Annotated in this window: 19 protein-coding genes; 12 read left to right on the top strand and 7 right to left on the bottom strand. The window is 64.1% G+C overall.

Going from position 1 to position 15,385, the window contains the following annotated elements; genetic code table 11:
* Positions 1-40 precede the first annotated feature (40 nt).
* A complete protein-coding gene (locus tag CH275_RS07385; protein WP_094677277.1) occupies positions 41-1,741 on the top strand; it encodes a cutinase family protein in 1,701 nt (566 codons plus the stop codon).
* Positions 1,742-1,763: 22 nt separating this feature from the next.
* Here CH275_RS07385 and CH275_RS07390 read toward each other — a convergent pair whose 3' ends face one another.
* Together CH275_RS07390 and amaB are read right to left on the bottom strand one after the other, a co-directional pair.
* Positions 1,764-2,996: a hypothetical protein gene (locus CH275_RS07390; RefSeq protein ID WP_143546706.1), complete on the bottom strand. Its 1,233-nt coding sequence runs from the start codon at positions 2,994-2,996 to the stop codon at positions 1,764-1,766.
* A 16-nt stretch (positions 2,997-3,012) separates the two neighbouring features.
* A complete protein-coding gene (amaB, locus tag CH275_RS07395) occupies positions 3,013-4,548 on the bottom strand; it encodes an L-piperidine-6-carboxylate dehydrogenase (RefSeq protein WP_094676659.1) in 1,536 nt (511 codons plus the stop codon).
* A 124-nt stretch (positions 4,549-4,672) separates the two neighbouring features.
* Between amaB and lat the strand changes: the two genes are divergently transcribed.
* Positions 4,673-6,001: an L-lysine 6-transaminase gene (gene lat, locus CH275_RS07400; RefSeq protein ID WP_094676661.1), complete on the top strand. Its 1,329-nt coding sequence runs from the start codon at positions 4,673-4,675 to the stop codon at positions 5,999-6,001.
* On the opposite strand, the gene CH275_RS07405 is transcribed toward lat, so the two are convergent.
* Positions 5,998-6,324 (bottom strand): hypothetical protein, encoded by a 327-nt coding sequence (locus CH275_RS07405; RefSeq protein WP_094676663.1) that lies wholly within the window; start codon positions 6,322-6,324, stop codon positions 5,998-6,000. The genes lat and CH275_RS07405 overlap by 4 nt on opposite strands.
* Before the next feature lie 128 nt (positions 6,325-6,452).
* Between CH275_RS07405 and CH275_RS07410 the strand changes: the two genes are divergently transcribed.
* Entirely contained in the window at positions 6,453-6,857 is a 405-nt protein-coding gene (locus CH275_RS07410; RefSeq protein WP_094676665.1) for a hypothetical protein, read from the top strand.
* Between the two features lies 1 nt (position 6,858).
* Here CH275_RS07410 and CH275_RS07415 read toward each other — a convergent pair whose 3' ends face one another.
* Complete coding sequence (locus CH275_RS07415; RefSeq protein ID WP_179276031.1) at positions 6,859-7,713, bottom strand: LysR family transcriptional regulator ArgP; 855 nt, start codon at positions 7,711-7,713, stop codon at positions 6,859-6,861.
* Positions 7,714-7,788: 75 nt separating this feature from the next.
* Between CH275_RS07415 and CH275_RS07420 the strand changes: the two genes are divergently transcribed.
* The 4 genes from CH275_RS07420 to CH275_RS07435 all read left to right on the top strand — a co-directional run bounded on the left by CH275_RS07420 (position 7,789) and on the right by CH275_RS07435 (position 9,790).
* A complete protein-coding gene (locus tag CH275_RS07420) occupies positions 7,789-8,406 on the top strand; it encodes a LysE/ArgO family amino acid transporter (RefSeq protein ID WP_094676669.1) in 618 nt (205 codons plus the stop codon).
* 86 nt (positions 8,407-8,492) lie between these two features.
* Entirely contained in the window at positions 8,493-8,846 is a 354-nt protein-coding gene (locus CH275_RS07425) for a PLD nuclease N-terminal domain-containing protein (RefSeq protein WP_032401614.1), read from the top strand.
* A gap of 33 nt (positions 8,847-8,879) precedes the next feature.
* Positions 8,880-9,401: a mycothiol transferase gene (locus CH275_RS07430; protein ID WP_094676671.1), complete on the top strand. Its 522-nt coding sequence runs from the start codon at positions 8,880-8,882 to the stop codon at positions 9,399-9,401.
* Complete coding sequence (locus tag CH275_RS07435; RefSeq protein WP_094676673.1) at positions 9,398-9,790, top strand: VOC family protein; 393 nt, start codon at positions 9,398-9,400, stop codon at positions 9,788-9,790. Before CH275_RS07430 ends, CH275_RS07435 begins: the two co-directional genes overlap by 4 nt.
* Before the next feature lie 4 nt (positions 9,791-9,794).
* On the opposite strand, the gene CH275_RS07440 is transcribed toward CH275_RS07435, so the two are convergent.
* Both CH275_RS07440 and CH275_RS07445 read right to left on the bottom strand, forming a co-directional pair.
* Positions 9,795-10,220 (bottom strand): VOC family protein, encoded by a 426-nt coding sequence (locus CH275_RS07440; protein ID WP_373453686.1) that lies wholly within the window; start codon positions 10,218-10,220, stop codon positions 9,795-9,797.
* Entirely contained in the window at positions 10,201-10,578 is a 378-nt protein-coding gene (locus tag CH275_RS07445) for a VOC family protein (RefSeq protein ID WP_094676675.1), read from the bottom strand. Before CH275_RS07445 ends, CH275_RS07440 begins: the two co-directional genes overlap by 20 nt.
* 51 nt (positions 10,579-10,629) lie before the next feature.
* Between CH275_RS07445 and CH275_RS07450 the strand changes: the two genes are divergently transcribed.
* The 3 genes from CH275_RS07450 to CH275_RS07460 all read left to right on the top strand — a co-directional run bounded on the left by CH275_RS07450 (position 10,630) and on the right by CH275_RS07460 (position 12,869).
* On the top strand, positions 10,630-11,454 hold the full coding sequence (locus CH275_RS07450; RefSeq protein WP_256990906.1) for a helix-turn-helix transcriptional regulator: 825 nt from the start codon (positions 10,630-10,632) through the stop codon (positions 11,452-11,454).
* A 115-nt stretch (positions 11,455-11,569) separates the two neighbouring features.
* Positions 11,570-12,640 (top strand): phospho-N-acetylmuramoyl-pentapeptide-transferase, encoded by a 1,071-nt coding sequence (mraY, locus tag CH275_RS07455; RefSeq protein ID WP_094677283.1) that lies wholly within the window; start codon positions 11,570-11,572, stop codon positions 12,638-12,640.
* Positions 12,641-12,656: 16 nt separating this feature from the next.
* On the top strand, positions 12,657-12,869 hold the full coding sequence (locus CH275_RS07460) for an oxidoreductase (RefSeq protein ID WP_094676677.1): 213 nt from the start codon (positions 12,657-12,659) through the stop codon (positions 12,867-12,869).
* An 11-nt stretch (positions 12,870-12,880) separates the two neighbouring features.
* On the opposite strand, the gene CH275_RS07465 is transcribed toward CH275_RS07460, so the two are convergent.
* Positions 12,881-13,540, bottom strand: coding sequence for a hypothetical protein (locus CH275_RS07465; RefSeq protein WP_143546707.1), 660 nt, complete (start codon positions 13,538-13,540; stop codon positions 12,881-12,883).
* 217 nt (positions 13,541-13,757) lie between these two features.
* Between CH275_RS07465 and CH275_RS07470 the strand changes: the two genes are divergently transcribed.
* Positions 13,758-14,888, top strand: coding sequence for a Cmx/CmrA family chloramphenicol efflux MFS transporter (locus CH275_RS07470; protein ID WP_094677285.1), 1,131 nt, complete (start codon positions 13,758-13,760; stop codon positions 14,886-14,888).
* A 29-nt stretch (positions 14,889-14,917) separates the two neighbouring features.
* On the top strand, positions 14,918-15,382 hold the full coding sequence (locus CH275_RS07475) for a MarR family winged helix-turn-helix transcriptional regulator (RefSeq protein ID WP_094676681.1): 465 nt from the start codon (positions 14,918-14,920) through the stop codon (positions 15,380-15,382).
* Positions 15,383-15,385 lie beyond the last annotated feature (3 nt).

Consider the following 15,385-nt stretch of genomic DNA (forward strand, 5'->3'; position numbering starts at 1 on the left):
CCACTGGCAACTGCAGTGGGGATCGGTTCGGGCGGACATGATGGGGATCGCAAACATGAATGTTGGCAAGTCGAAGCGAGTGCGCGTTGCATTGAGCGCGTTCGCAATCGGAGCACTCGGTGCCGGAGTGGTGATCGCCGCGCCGTGGTCCACGTCCTCCACGAGTACAGAAGCCTCCATCGAATTGGTGTCGACCGCGACGTGTTACGACATGGTCAGCATCGCGATCGGCGGCCGCGGCGACACTCCTCGCGAAGGCGTCAAGTGGCTCACCACCCCCGACGGCGAGCGGCTCCCCGCAGCGATGTCGGGTGACTACTCCAGCGACTGGATCGACCAGGCCGTGCGTGCGCCCAACAACGGCAACGTGGTTCCGGACTCCTACGCCGCGGTGTACGTCGAATACCCAGCCGACCTGGCGAGTTACGAGAACGCCGTCCAGACCGGTGTGACGAACTCACAGACAATCATGAAGTCGATCACGGCGTCCTGCCCCAAGACCCGCTTCGCCATCGTCGGCTACAGCGAAGGCGCGGACGTGGCTCGCCGAACCGCCATGGAGGTCGGCAACCAGGTTGCCGGAGCCGACGGCAAGTACGGAATCGTCGATCCCTCGCAGGTCGTGGGAGTCGTCATCTTCGCCGACGCGGGACGCGTCTCGGGAGAAGGCCCGTTCCCCGGCGCCGAGAACCCGTTCAGCAACCCGGACGGCTTCGACACCAAGTACCAGAACGGCAACAACGCAATTCCCGGCCAGGGCGCACTGCCCGGCACGTCCGGCGGGTTCGGAGCACTCGACGGCCGAGTGGCGTCCTTCTGCTCCGACGGCGACCTCACCTGTGCACTGCCGGAGAACACGTCGCTGATTCATCTTGCCGCCAACATCGGTCGTCAGGTCAATGCCGACGCACTGCAGAACGAGCAGCTCACCCCCGCCACCGGTGCAGATCTGGCACTGGCCCTGGGACGCATCGCAGTCAACGCCTTCAACGACATCGCCTCGCAGCCCAATTGGATGCAGAGCGACGAGACATTCCTCGACGTGCTGATCAAGGTGTCCGAGCCGAACTACAAGCCCGGCACCGTCACCACTCCCGTCGCGGCCAAGGTCGACGGCGAGCAGGAGCCGATCGAAACCGGCCAGATGGTCGACCTGGCATACCTGCCGCAGAAGATCTTCCGCGAGATCACCGGATTCATCGCCTCCAACCAGAACACCGTTCCGGTGATCATGAACGACCCGTACGGCCTCACCTTGGGCCCCGGATCGGGACACCACTTCGATTACTGGCGTGACGCCGACGCGGCCAACGGCAAGCCCTTGACCTCGGTGCAGTACGCCGCGGCCTGGTTGACCCAGCTGGCGGAAGAGGCCAACAGGGGCGAGCCGATCAAGTCCGCAGCGGTTCAGGAGAAGGCGGGACGTGCGGCGATCGAAACGATCGTGGCACCCGCGACCACCTCGGCAACGGCAACTCCGAAGGCTACGACGACCGCCCCGGCAACCTCGACACCCGTCGTGACCACCACGGTTCCGGTTGTGCCTGCACCCGCGGCAGAAGCACCGGCACCGGCACCGGCGTCCGAGCCGGTCGTAACCCCCGAGTGCACCGTCCCCGTCGAGGGTGAGACGCCCGTCGAGGGTGCACCGCCGCTCTGTGTCACCCCGACCGAGACACCCGCTGCAGTAGCACCCGAGACTGCGGTTCCGACCACGACGGCGGCGGTTCCTGCTCCCTAGGTGAACGGAACCTCGTTCTCCGCTACGAGGTTCCGCTCACGACGGCGGGCCGACGCATCAGCAGGGCGCAGGCACCCGTCATCACCGCAACAACCACGAGCCCGGCCACCGACAACACCAGGTGGTCGGGCTCGGTCGTGGTCGTGAAGACTGCGCGGTCGTATGCCGAGGCAGTCTGAAAGCTTGCGGAATACACCGTCACCGGCAGGGTCATCGTGAACAGCGCGGGCAACGAGAGTGCCAGTGAACCCGGTGAGGTCGTCAGAGCGGACACCACCACGAACGCGGCGACGAACGGCAGAATGAATTCAGTTCCTGTCGGCACCTCGAAGTAACCCTCGACAACGGCCGCAACAGCGATCAGGAGCAGCCCGCCCAGTCCGATGTACAGCTGCGGCCACCGGAACCCGATCCCTGCTCCGACGATCAGCAGGCCCACACTCAGAGCCAGCTGTGCACTGTCTTCAGCGGCCAGGCCGAACGAGCCGAGCGCAGACGCCGACAGTGCGACGAGCACCAGCAGCACGCGGCCGTCGCGCCCGGGGATCAGGAACGAGGCCAGCAATGCAATTGCTGTCACGCCGGCGAGGCTGCCGAGCCAGACCTCGCTCCCGGCGTTGTGACTGGCGGCAATCCAGCTCAGGACTCCCGCCGCGACCGGCAATGGAATGCCGACCAACAGAATTCGCCGGGTCTCGTACGGCTGTAGTTCCTCGTGGCGGTGCGCCAGGAACAGAGCAACCGCGGTGCCCGACGCGACGATCACCATCACTATCGCCCGCTGTGGGCTCACGTCGTCCTCGGCACCGACCACATCCCAGACGAACACGGGACCGTCGTTCGCCTCCAACAACGCATCCAGTGCGCCACCGAGCAGACCGGCCCCGAGGACGGCAACTGCCAACGCGGCCTGTGCACCTCGATGCCGCCCGGCCAACACCGCAGCCGCGGCGAGCAATGCACCGGTGGCCAGTGCGCCGGCCCACTGGCCGAGCAATCCGGTCACCATTCCGACGGTCTGGAACACGACGACGAGCACCGATGCGATCGCCACAACGATCGAGGCGCGCGCGCTCGCACGCGCCAGCGCGACCGAGGCCACGCAGGCAGAAATCGCAACGACGGTCAGCCCGTTGACAATTGCCCAGAACGAACGGAGTTCCGCGGTGCTGCTCAACAGAGAGTCGAACGGGCCGATGTCACTGATGGCATAGCCGACGACAAAACCGGCCAGGAGCATCGACAGTACTTTCATACTGCCGATCATGCCGTCAGCCGAATTTCACTCCCTGCGCCAGGGGCAGTTCGTTGGAGTAGTTGACGGTGTTGGTTGCGCGGCGCATGTAGGCCTTCCATGCATCGGAACCGGATTCGCGTCCGCCGCCGGTTTCCTTCTCTCCGCCGAAGGCTCCGCCGATCTCTGCGCCGGAGGGTCCGATGTTGACGTTCGCGATGCCGCAGTCCGAGCCGGCTGCGGACAGGAAACGCTCCGCTTCACGCAGGTCGGTGGTGAAAATCGACGACGAAAGACCCTGCGGCACATCGTTGTGCAAGGCAATTGCCTCGTCGAGGGTCTCGTACGTCAGTATGTACAGGATGGGCGCGAACGTCTCGTGCTTGACGATGTCGGTCTGCGCGGGCATCGTCACGATCGCGGGCTGAACGTAGAACGAGTATTCGTCGACCACGTTCACTCGCTCCCCGCCGACCACGATCGATCCGCCGTCGGATACCGCGGCTTCGAGCGCCTTCTGATACCCCGCGAACGCACCGGCATCGATGAGCGGACCCACCAGAGTGTCTGTTGCCAAGGGGGATCCGATCGACAGCGTCTGGTACGCCGCGACCAGCTTGCCGACCAACTCGTCCGCGACCGAGGAATGCACGATGACGCGTCGCAGCGAGGTGCAGCGCTGACCGGCCGTTCCGGCGGCCGAGAACACCAACCCACGCGTCGTCAGATCGAGATCGGCCGACGGCGTCACGATCGCCGCGTTGTTGCCCCCGAGTTCGAGCAACACTCGGCCGAATCGTTCGGCAACTCGCGGTGCCACCGCTCGGCCCATCCTGGTCGAGCCGGTTGCCGAGACCAGTGCGACGCGTGAATCGTCCACCAGCGCTTCGCCGGACGCGCGATCACCGATCACCAGCTGCGCGATCTTGGGATCCACTCCGGCAGCGGCGGCGGCACGCTCGAACAGCGCCTGCACTCCGACGGCCGTCAAAGGAGTCTTCTCCGACGGCTTCCAGATGACGGTATCGCCTGCGACGAGCGCAAGAGCAATATTCCAACTCCACACCGCTACAGGGAAATTGAAGGCTGTGATGACGCCGACGACCCCGAGCGGGTGCCACTGCTCCATCATGCGATGCCCGGGCCGCTCGGTGGCAATGGTGTTGCCGTAGAGCTGACGCGAGAGTCCGACGGCGAAGTCGCAGATGTCGATCATCTCCTGCACCTCACCGAGGCCCTCGGAGACGATCTTTCCGGCCTCGATGGACACCAGCGCGCCCAGGTCCTCCTTGTGCACACGTAGCAGTTCGCCGAGTTCCCGAATCACCTGTCCGCGCGCAGGGGCCGGCACCTGCGACCACGACACGAACGCGGTACGTGCGTCGGAGATGACGCCCTCGACGTCGGCTGCCGACGCAGAGGTCAGCGACGCCAGATTCCCACCGGTGATGGGCGAGCGCGCAATGATCGCGTCGGGTCCCGCGGGGGCGTCGAGCGCGATCGTCGCACCCAGCCGGTCGAGGATGGCGCGAGTGCGCACACTCAACTCGTCGTGGGTGATGGATGCAGACATGCGCGTACACCTTCCGTGAAGAGAACCGAACCGTCGGAGATCAGCCTACCGATGACGGTCACAACCGTATAATTTCCTGTCCATTGGGCTTGCTTACGGAATATTAACGCGTATCTTCGACGTCATGACGCAAGTATTACAGCGCAGCGGAGTGACGATCGACGCCTCCAACGTTCGCGACGTGATCGGTGACCACCTACTGGCCGACGGTTTCGAGCTGGTCCTCGACCTCGATGCCTCGACCGGTTCCACCCTGGTCGACGCCAGAGACGGCACCCGCTACCTGGACCTGTTCACGTTCTTCGCGTCCAACGCCCTGGGCATGAACCATCCAGCCCTCATCGACGACCCGGAGTTCCGAGCGGATCTGATGCAGGCAGCGATGAACAAGCCCAGCAACTCCGACATCTACACCGTGCCCATGGCTCGATTCGTCGACACCTTCGCGCGCGTCCTCGGTGACGCGCGACTCCCCCACCTGTTCTTCGTCGAGGGCGGTGCACTGGCAGTGGAGAACGCGTTGAAGGTGGCGTTCGACTGGAAGTCACGCTGGAACGAGGGTCACGGCATCGATCCTTCGCTGGGGTCGCAGGTGATGCACTTCGAGCACGCGTTCCACGGCCGTTCGGGTTACACGATGTCTTTGACCAACACCGACCCGAACAAGGTTGCCCGCTTCCCGAAGTTCGACTGGCCGCGAATCCCATCCCCGTTCATCAGATCCGACGCGAACATGGACCAACTCGAGGACGCATCGTTGGCGGCCGCCCGCCTGGCCTTCGAGGCCAACCCACACGACATCGCCTGCGCCATCATCGAACCCATCCAGGGCGAGGGTGGAGATCACCACTTCCGGCCTCGCTTCCTGCAGAAGTTGCGCGACCTCTGCCACGAGTTCGACGCCTTGTTCGTCATGGACGAAGTTCAGACCGGTGCCGGAATGACCGGTACCGCATGGGCTTTCCAACAGCTCGACGTGGTCCCGGATGTCGTCGCCTTCGGCAAGAAGGTGCAGGTCTGCGGCGTCATGGCAGGCGGCCGAGTCGACGACATCGACGACAACGTCTTCGCTGTCAGCTCTCGCATCAACTCGACGTGGGGTGGCAATCTCACCGACATGGTGCGGTCGCGTCGAATCCTGGAAGTGGTCGAGTCCGAGAAGCTCATCTCCCGTGCCGGTGAGCTCGGGGACGTACTGCTGACGATGCTGCAGGAGTTGGCAACTCGACACACAGTGGTCTCCGAGGTCCGTGGACGCGGTCTGATGTGCGCCTTCTCCCTGCCCGACGCCGCCACGCGCGACCGAGTGATCGAGCTGTTGCGTACCGAGGAACACGTGCTGGCTCTCGGCTGCGGCGACGCGGCAGTGCGATTCCGCCCCGCACTGACGATCACCGAAGCCGAGCTGACCCAGGCAGTCGACTCCATCGATCGGGTGCTGAGCATGCTCTAGCGCTCGGGCTCGATGTCCTTCTGCACCAACCGAATCTGGGACGTCGGAATGACACCGGGACGGAAGTAGAAGTTCTCCGGCGACTGCACGAGATCACTGTCTTCGACGCCACTGACTTCCCAGACATCGACCGGTCCACCGGTGTTGTTCATGCCCACGAACCAATCACGTTCCCACGCATCGGCCGCCAGAAAGCAACCTTCCTGCTCGGGCTGGTAGCTACCGGCGATACCGCGAGCGGCACCCATTCGACTCCAGTCGAGTCCGTGCCGTCGAATCGACTCACGGTTGAGCACCGAGGTCACGTGATAGCGAATGGTCATCGGCACAAGCTAACAATGCGACACCACTGGGTACAGCGATTATCGGTGCCTGATCAAGCCGATGTCAGGTAAACCTTGACAGCACGACCAACCCGGTGTCAGGCTGTACCTGACACAGGAGGTCGATCATGGATCCCATCACCCTCGCCATCGAGGCAGACATCACCGCGGCAACGCGGGAGGTCGTGACAGCAGCGGCCACCGAGGCCGGACGCATCGCCGACGAGATCATCGGCACCGGCCCCCTGCCGGGAACACCGGAATGGGAGGCCGACCAATCGACCGATCTGCCCGCACGACGCGGCCTCGCGTGGCACCTGTTGAGTCTTCGCGTACAACTGGCGGCGGGGCTCGACGGACTCGAAACCGTTGTGGTACTGCGAGTTCAGGGTGCAACCTGGGCGACCATCGGCACCGCTGTCGGCATGTCACGGCAGTCTGCACACGAGCGGTGGGGTGCTCGATCGGCAGCGATTCTCGATCCCGTCGGCGACGGACTGCCCGAGATCGTCGCGAACGACAGTCCGGCCTGAATTACAACAGCATGCGCACTGCCCCTGCCGCGACGGCATCGGCTGCTCGCTGAAGTGCAGCAGACGACAGCGACCACTGCTGCCAGTACAACGTCACATCGTCGATTCCGTTGTTGTCGAAGCACTTCAGCGAGTCGCGGGCCTGCAGATCGGGGATCATGCCCCAGCCGAATCCCAGATCGACGGCACGCGCGTAGTCCGCGGATGCCGGCACCAGGTGCCGCGGCGGCTCGTGCGGTTCGACATCGAATCGCTGTAAATAGTTGTCCTGCAACCGGTCGTCGGCATCGAAGACCACCACCGGGGCGACCCGCAACGCAGCCGCCGTCACCCCGGTGGGGAACCATCGTTCGACGAAGTCGGGCGTGGCCGACGGACGGTAGCGCATCACACCGAGGCGTCGAACAGTGCAGCCACGAACCGGATCGGCGACCGATGTTATTGCGGCAGAGACGATCCCGTCGTGCAGCAGTTGAGCGGTACGATCCTGATCTTGCCGATGCAGGTCGAAGGTCGCCTGGCCCGCCAGTGGCGCGAGTGCCGGCAACACCCACGTCGCCATCGAATCCGCATTGACGGCAAGGGAAATCGGAGCAGCCCTGCCGTCGTCGTTCAATTCTGCCCGAGTCTGGTCGGTCAACGTATCGATCTGGCGCGCCAGACGCAGCACAGCAATGCCGGATTGAGTGGCCACCACCGGTTTGCTTCGCTGAACCAAGGTACGGCCCAACGACTGTTCGAGGGACTTGATTCGCTGGCTCACCGCCGACGGCGTCACGTGCAGCGCGCGAGCCGCGGCCTCGAACGTCCCGCCGTCGACCACCGCCTTCAGGGCCCTGAGCTGCTCGATCTCCATCAGATGAAGATACGCTAATCATTCCTGAAATACATTCGCTGGACCTAATCGGAGTGCTCTTCTAGCGTTGCCGTCATGACATCGCTTGCCGCCGCACAATCGACCCTCACCGGATTGGGCGTGGGGCTCTCGCTCATCGTCGCCATCGGCGCGCAGAACGCGTTCGTGCTGCGCAAAGGCCTGCAACGCACCCACGTGTTGCCGGTGGTGGCGGTGTGCGCCCTGTCCGACGCGGTGCTCATTCTCGCCGGGGTGGCCGGCATCGGAGTACTCGTCGACCGCTTCCCCGTCGCTCTGCGAGTCGTGACCATCCTCGGTGCGCTGTTCCTGCTCGTCTACGGACTGATGGCACTGAACCGGGCCCGCACGCCATCGACCATGACGGCCGAGGCGCACGGCGGCGGTTCACTGATCGCAGCCGTAGCGACGTGCCTGGCACTGACCTGGCTCAACCCACACGTCTACCTCGACACCGTCGTGTTCCTCGGTTCGATCGGCAACCGTCAGCCAGGAGACCTGCGGTGGTGGTTCGCCGTCGGCGCGGTGCTGGGCAGCATTCTGTGGTTCACCGCGCTCGGCTACGGCTCACGAGTGCTCAGTCCACTGTTCGCGCGGCCGCTGGCCTGGCGAATCCTCGACCTCGGGATCGGGATCATGATGCTTACGCTCGCGGCACTGTTGGTGTTCGGCTGAACCTGGACACTTGATCCGCGGTACAACGAGTGATCTGATAGTCGCGGAAGACCGACCGCACGGTCTCGACACCCTGGAGGACGCCCGTGCCGTATCTCGGCCTGCTGATCATGCTTATGGCCATCTTCTGCCTGATCGACGTCATCACCGCCGACGACTCCGGCATCCGCCACCTTCCGAAAATGGTGTGGCTGCTGCTCGTCATCGTCCTGCCGCTGGCCGGCTCCATCGCGTGGCTCGTCGTGGGACGACCCGAAGGCGGCGGCATCTGGGGTGGCAGCGGTGCACCTCGCACTGCGTCGGCATACCCCGAGTACGACGCCAAACCCGGCCGAGCAGTCGCCCAGTCGCAGGAGAGCGACGAGGAGTTCCTACGCCGCTGCCGCGCCCGCGCCGAGGAGCAGCGTCGCATCGCCCGCGAGCAGCGCAAGAGCGAATGAGCCAACAACGCTCAGTGCACGCGGAATAGCACCATGGCCAAGCTGACGACGTTTCCCGAACCGAACTCCGCCCTCTCCGATCCCGCCGACCTGTTTCGCGAGTACCTACGCTTCTATCGCGGCGAGTTGGTTCGGCGAATCACGGCCCTGAGCGGCGATTCCCTGACCACCACAGCCGTTCCCTCGGAGTGGACCCCGCTGCAGATGCTGACCCATCTGGTGCACATGGAGCAGCGCTGGTTCGTGTGGGGATTTCTCGGCAGGGCAGTCGACGCGCCGTGGGGTGACGAGAAGGACGGCTCCTGGCATGTGCCGGCCGAGGTGGACGCCGAGACCCTCCTGACCAGGCTCGACGACGGTGCCAGGCTCACCGAAGAAGTATTGAGCACACACCGGATGGACGAATTGGCCACGCTCGGTGGAAGATTCACCGATGAGCGGCCGACTCTGATCTGGATCTGCTTCCATGTACTGCAGGAATACGCCCGTCACCTCGGCCACCTCGACGTCGCTGTCGAACTGGCCGGCGGGCCGAGAGGTGAGGGACCGGCATGAGAATCAACATCACCAGCGTCTTCGTCGACGATCAGAGCAAGGCGCTGACGTTCTACACCGACATACTGGGCTTCGTCGTCAAACACGATGTATCCATGGGTGGACCCGATCGTTGGCTCACGGTCGTCTCACCGCAGGATCCAGAAGGTACCGAGCTGCTACTCGAGCCCAGCGGTCATCCCGCAACCGCGCCGTTCAAGGATGCACTCTTCGCGGACGGCATCCCGTTCACGCAGTTCGCGGTGGACAATGTTGCAGCAGAATACGATCGGCTCATCGGCCTCGGCGTTCGGTTCACTCAGCAGCCCACCGAGATGGGCCCGGTGATCACCGCGGTGTTCGACGACACGTGCGGCAACCTGATTCAGATCATCGCTCCGGCGAGCTGACAATTCAGACGTTCGCGTACAGATCGACGGTGGTGCCGTCGGGATCGTGCACGACGGCATAACGCTGCCCCCAGAACGCATCCCACGGCTGCAGGTGGCCGGTGTACCCGGCCTTCGTCACCGCACTCCACGCCGCGTCCACACCGTCGGGCGTTCCGCAATCGAAGGCGAGCGCAACGCGGTGGCCCCCGCTGGGCGGCGTCCATGCTGGGTCGAACGAAGTGATCGTCGACGGGAGATCGAACAAGAGGCGGACGCCGCCGAGGTCGACCTCGACATGCTGCTCGGCATCGGCGTCGGCCGGAATATCCAGTCCCAGAACGCGATAGAACGCCAGCGCGGCAGCCATGTCGGCGACGACGATTTCGATTCCTGCCAGACGTGGAGTCACGACCACAAGGCTAACCGCGTCAGCCCCAGTTCGCGGCATTTGTCAGGCAGAAGGGATGGCCGGCCGGGTCCAGCAGGACGCGCCAGGTCTCACCCGGCTGGTTCTCGGGCAGCGTCGCCCCGAGTTTCACCGCGGACGCCGCCGCGGCGTCGAGATCCTCGACCGCAAGATCGAAGTGAAACTGCTTGCTGCCGTTGGCATTGGGCCACGACGGCGGCTGGTAATCGTCGACGCGGCCGAACCCGAGCGCACTGCTCGGACCCTGCAGCATCGCGTAGTCCTGTTCCGAATGTACGACGCTCCAGCCCAGCAACGACGACCAGAACGTCGCGCTGGCCGCAGGGTCTGCGCAGTCCAGGGTGACCATCTTCAGGGTGGCCACGGGTGTCTCGGTCATGGTGTTCCTCCTCCACAGCGGATGTCGGACCAGACTCCTACACTGACGCCCGTGCCGGATAGGAAAAATGCGACAGCCACCCAGTCCGGTGTCCTGCGGCCGGATCAGCTGGCGCAGTACGTCGACCTGGTACGGCTGCCGTGTGCAGCGGCGTTGGAACCGTGGGTCGAGAATTACTGGCAGCTTCAGTGGAATCTGCCGCCCGGCACCTCGTACCGCAGTTCGACGCTCGCGCACCCGGCCTGCACGCTCAGCGTCGAACACGGCTGGACCAGAGAAGGCGTCGTCGAACCCGTGGTGGTGACGGGAGTGCTCACCCGCCGCTTCGACGTCGTGCTCGCCGAATCCGGTTGGGTGTTCGGCGTCAAGTTCCGGCCGGGCGGCTACGCGGCCTTCACGGGAACGGTGGCTCGCACCCTGCGGGACGTCCACGTGGCGCCGCCTACTCCGTTCCGTGCCGATACCGTCGACGCCTTGGCGGAACTCGGCCGGCATCGGGATGCCGACCACTGCCGCACCGTCGTCGACGCGGTTCTCACCCCCTACGCGCCGAATGCGGACCCGGAGTACGAGACCGTTCTGAACATCGTCGCGACCATGCTGGGAGATCGAACGTTGATTCGCGTCGCCCAGGTGGAAGAGCGTTGCGGTATCGGCACTCGGCGATTGCAGCGGCTGTTCGAGCGTTATGTCGGAGCAACGCCCAAGTGGGTTCTCGGCCGGTATCGCATTCACGATGCTCTCAGTGAGCTCGACAACGGCTACTCGGGTCCCCTGGCAGACCTCGCGGCGCGATACGGCTGGTTCGACCAGGCGCACTTCACCCGCGAGTTCACCGAACTGGTGGGAATGCCACCCAGTTCGTATCAACTGTGAGTAACGCCTTCGTCACGCATTGGGACTTTTGCCCATTCGTTTGGCACAGTATCCCGCGGTGCTCGGTAGCACCGGGCGGGGAACAGCAGCACAGAGGAAGAGTGGGCTCCAACGCATGATCAACATTCTCGTTGCCGGCGGTATCGCGTTGGCGGTCTCGATTCTGTTGACGCCGTTTCTCATCGCGCTGTTCACCCGACAGGGCTTCGGCCAGGAAATTCGCGTCGAGGGACCCGCAAGCCATCAGGCCAAGCGAGGGACACCGACGATGGGCGGCGTCGCGATCATCATCGGTCTGTGGGCCGGCTATCTCGGCTCTCACCTGGTGGCGATGGGAGGCGACGGGCCGTCGGCGTCGGCCCTGTTGATCCTCGGTCTCGCGACGGCACTCGGCATCGTCGGTTTTCTCGACGACTACATCAAGCTCCGCATGAAACGCAGTCTCGGCCTCAAGGCGACCGGCAAGTACGTCGGGCAGATCAGCGCAGCGGTGATCTTCGCTGTGCTGGCGCTGCAGTTCCGCAATGGGAACGGGCTGACGCCGGGCAACGTGGAACTCTCGCTGGTACGCCAATCCACGTTCTTCACCATGGCCCCGATCGTTTTTGTGCTGTTCTGTGTATTCCTCGTCATCGCATGGTCCAACGCCGTCAATCTCACCGACGGTCTCGACGGTTTGGCCGCCGGCTCGATGACCCTCGTACTCGGCGCCTACACGGTGATGACGTTCTGGCAGTACCGGCAGTCGTGCGCAACCAACTCCGTCGCCGGGTGCTACCAGGTGCGCGATCCACTCGACCTCGCCGTCGTCTGTGCCGCAGCCGCAGGTGCCTGCATCGGATTCCTGTGGTGGAACGCCGCCCCGGCCAAGATCTTCATGGGCGACACCGGTTCTCTCGCCCTCGGTGGACTGCTCGCAGGCCTGTCGATCGTCAGCAAGACCGAGCTGATCGCCCTGGTCTTCGGAGCTCTCTTCGTGGCCGAAGCTGCATCGGTCGTCATTCAGGTCGCCTCGTTCAAGAGCACCGGCAAGCGGCCCTTCCGGATGGCACCGATTCACCACCACTTCGAGTTGGCCGGCTGGGCAGAAACGACGGTCATCATCCGGCTGTGGCTGTTCGCGGCCATCGCGTCGGCGCTGGGGCTCGGGTTGTTCTACAGCGAATTCCTCGCGGCCGTCGGCTGACATCTACGATTCTGGGATGACTGACGAACTGTCTCCGGTTGCCAAGGTCGACGCTCTCGCCGCCGAACTCGAACACCTCGATGCTCGACGCGTCGCCATCGGGGTCGAACTCGTCAACCTTCAATTCGGCCTCGACGGAGACGCCAAGATCCGAGCGACGGAGGTCTTTCACAGCGACTACCTGGGACGCCTCTTCGCACTGGTCGACGAACTGCGGACGGACGAATAGAGCTGGTCGCGTTACCGTGCTTGCTGATCCGAGCGCGACACCACCAGCCGAAAGTCTCGCAGCGACAGACTGAGTGCGGCCAACGCTGCAATCGCTACTCCACCGATCGGAAACACCAACCACGGATTGCCGATGGTGGGAGCGAAGGTCGACGGGGCGACTTCACTGTCGAGAATGATGGTGGCGGAGTTCGTATCTACATCGGGGTCAACCGAAATTTCTCCGATGGCGACGCCGTAAAGCGATTGGTGGGGACCGGCAGCGCCGCCGTTGGTCTCGAAGTACCGGGGCCACACAGGCGACATGACAACCGCTTCAGCAGGCTGCGGTGGCCAATGCGCCCAGGCGAGTGCACTGCCCGCTCCCAGTGCCGCACCCACGACGATCAACAATCCGAACAGGTGCATGCGACTGCGCTGCCGATCCTGGACGAGACGTAAGCCCGAATCGACGAGAAACGACGCCGCCGCCAACCCGATTGCCAGCCCGGCACCGACGAGATAGAAGGTGACGGGAAACCAACTCGGCCGCAGATAGGCCGTACCGAATTCCGGCGCGCCATCGACCGAGCCGGCAATGGCGACATGCCACACGACCGCTGCCGCACCGCCTATCGAGGCACCGACTGCGGCGAGCACCGCCACGAGGCCTTTCCCTGATGGGCTGTCCACGGTCGGGACTCTACCCACGAGATCCGAAGAGAACTCGGTGGCATCGGGCACGAGAGCGCGCTACGGTGAGGCCGTGAGTTCACCCGAGGCATCCAGATTCGAGCTACCGGCACCCCGGTAGCTCGACGAAACCGAAGCACTCGATCACGACCGTTCGGTGAGCACCCGTGTGCCGGTCCATCTGTCCTGGACCCGTCTCACATTCGGAGAAACCTCCATGCCACCGCTCGTATTCTTGCTGTCCACAGCTGTTTTCGCCCAGGGAACGTCAGAGTTCATGCTGGCCGGACTGCTGACCGACATCGCCACCGATCTCCACACAACGGTCCCCCGCGCTGGATTGCTGACCTCGGCATTCGCCATCGGCATGGTTGTCGGGGCGCCGGTCATGGCCGTAGCGACTCGGCAGTGTCCACCGCGTCTGGCCCTGTGCTCATTGCTGGCGACCTTCATCGCGATGCACGTACTGGGCGCGTCGACCGACAGCTACGCGCTCCTGTTCGTCTCGCGGGTAGTGGCCGCCTTCGCCAACGCCGGTTTCCTGGCACTCACGTTGGCCATGGTCTCGGCGTTGGTCACACCCGATCGCCACTCGCGCGCCATCGCCACCATCCTGGCCGGCACCACTCTTGCCTTGGTGGTCGGCGTACCGGCCGGCACGCTGGTGGGGGCACTTCTGGATTGGCGCGCAGCGCTGTGGGGTGTGGCATTGCTGTCGGTTCCCGCCCTCATCGCCGTGAGCATGACTGCACCCACCACGCAGGATTGGCGATCCGATGGTTCGCTGACAACAGAATTCACTGTCTTGCAACGACAGTCGTTGATTCGAGTCCTCGTTCTCTGTGTTCTCGTCAACGGTGCCACGTTCTGCTCGTTCACCTTCTTGGCTTCGGTAGTCACCGAACGAGCGGAATTGCAGAGTGCGATGGTGCCGGTGGTGCTTGCGTTGTTCGGGCTGGGTGCTCTGGGTGGAGTGTGGGCCGCGGGCAGATTCGGTGATCGATACGCAACGACGATCGTGTCTTCCGGCGGCGCAGCGCTTGTCGTCGGCTGGTGCTTGCTCGCGCTGCTATCGCAGAGCCCGGTCGGCGTGTTGGTCTTTGCCTTCGTGCAGGGCGGACTGTCGTTCGCCCTCGGCAGCACACTGGTGAGCCTGGTGATGCGCAACGCGGTCGGTGCGCCGACGATGGCGGGCTCGTTCGCAACAGCGAGCCTCAACATCGGTGCCGCCGCAGGGCCCGCTCTCGGCGGCCTGGTCTACGGCTCGAGCCTCGGGACGGTCGGACCGCTTGCCACCAGCGCAGTAATGGTCGGTGTCGCTCTTGTGGCGTCTGTCCTGTTGACCTGAAGCGTGGTTGAGGTTTTACTGTCGCTTCCATGAACACACAGGCACCCATACCGCCACGACCGATGCAACCGCCGGAGCGTCAGCCCATCGGGTTCTGGACCGCCCGCGCGGGGGAAGCCATTCGAGCACGGACCCGTGGAGCACTCCACGATATCGGCGTCACACAACCCGAATGGTGGCTCCTGCATCAGATCTCGCTGCATCCCGCCGGAGCCGATCGGGACGAGACAATCGAGAAGATCGGCCACAACGACACCCCGGAGGCCATCGTCGAGGCCATCGATTCCGCGCGCTCCAAAGGTTGGATCGTGGAATCGAATTCACGCCTGAAGTTCACGCCGGACGGTGAAGCACAGATTCGGCGGGCGTCGGACGTTCAGCAAATGCTGCAGGACGAGCGCATGCAGGGCATCGGACAGGACGAGTTCGTGACGACTATTCGAGTGTTGCAGCAGACGATCGAGAACGTCGGAGGGGACGCATGGCATTGGTGAGCT

It is taken from the genome of Rhodococcus sp. 06-235-1A, assembly GCF_002258785.1.
Classification (GTDB): Bacteria; Actinomycetota; Actinomycetes; order Mycobacteriales; family Mycobacteriaceae; genus Rhodococcoides.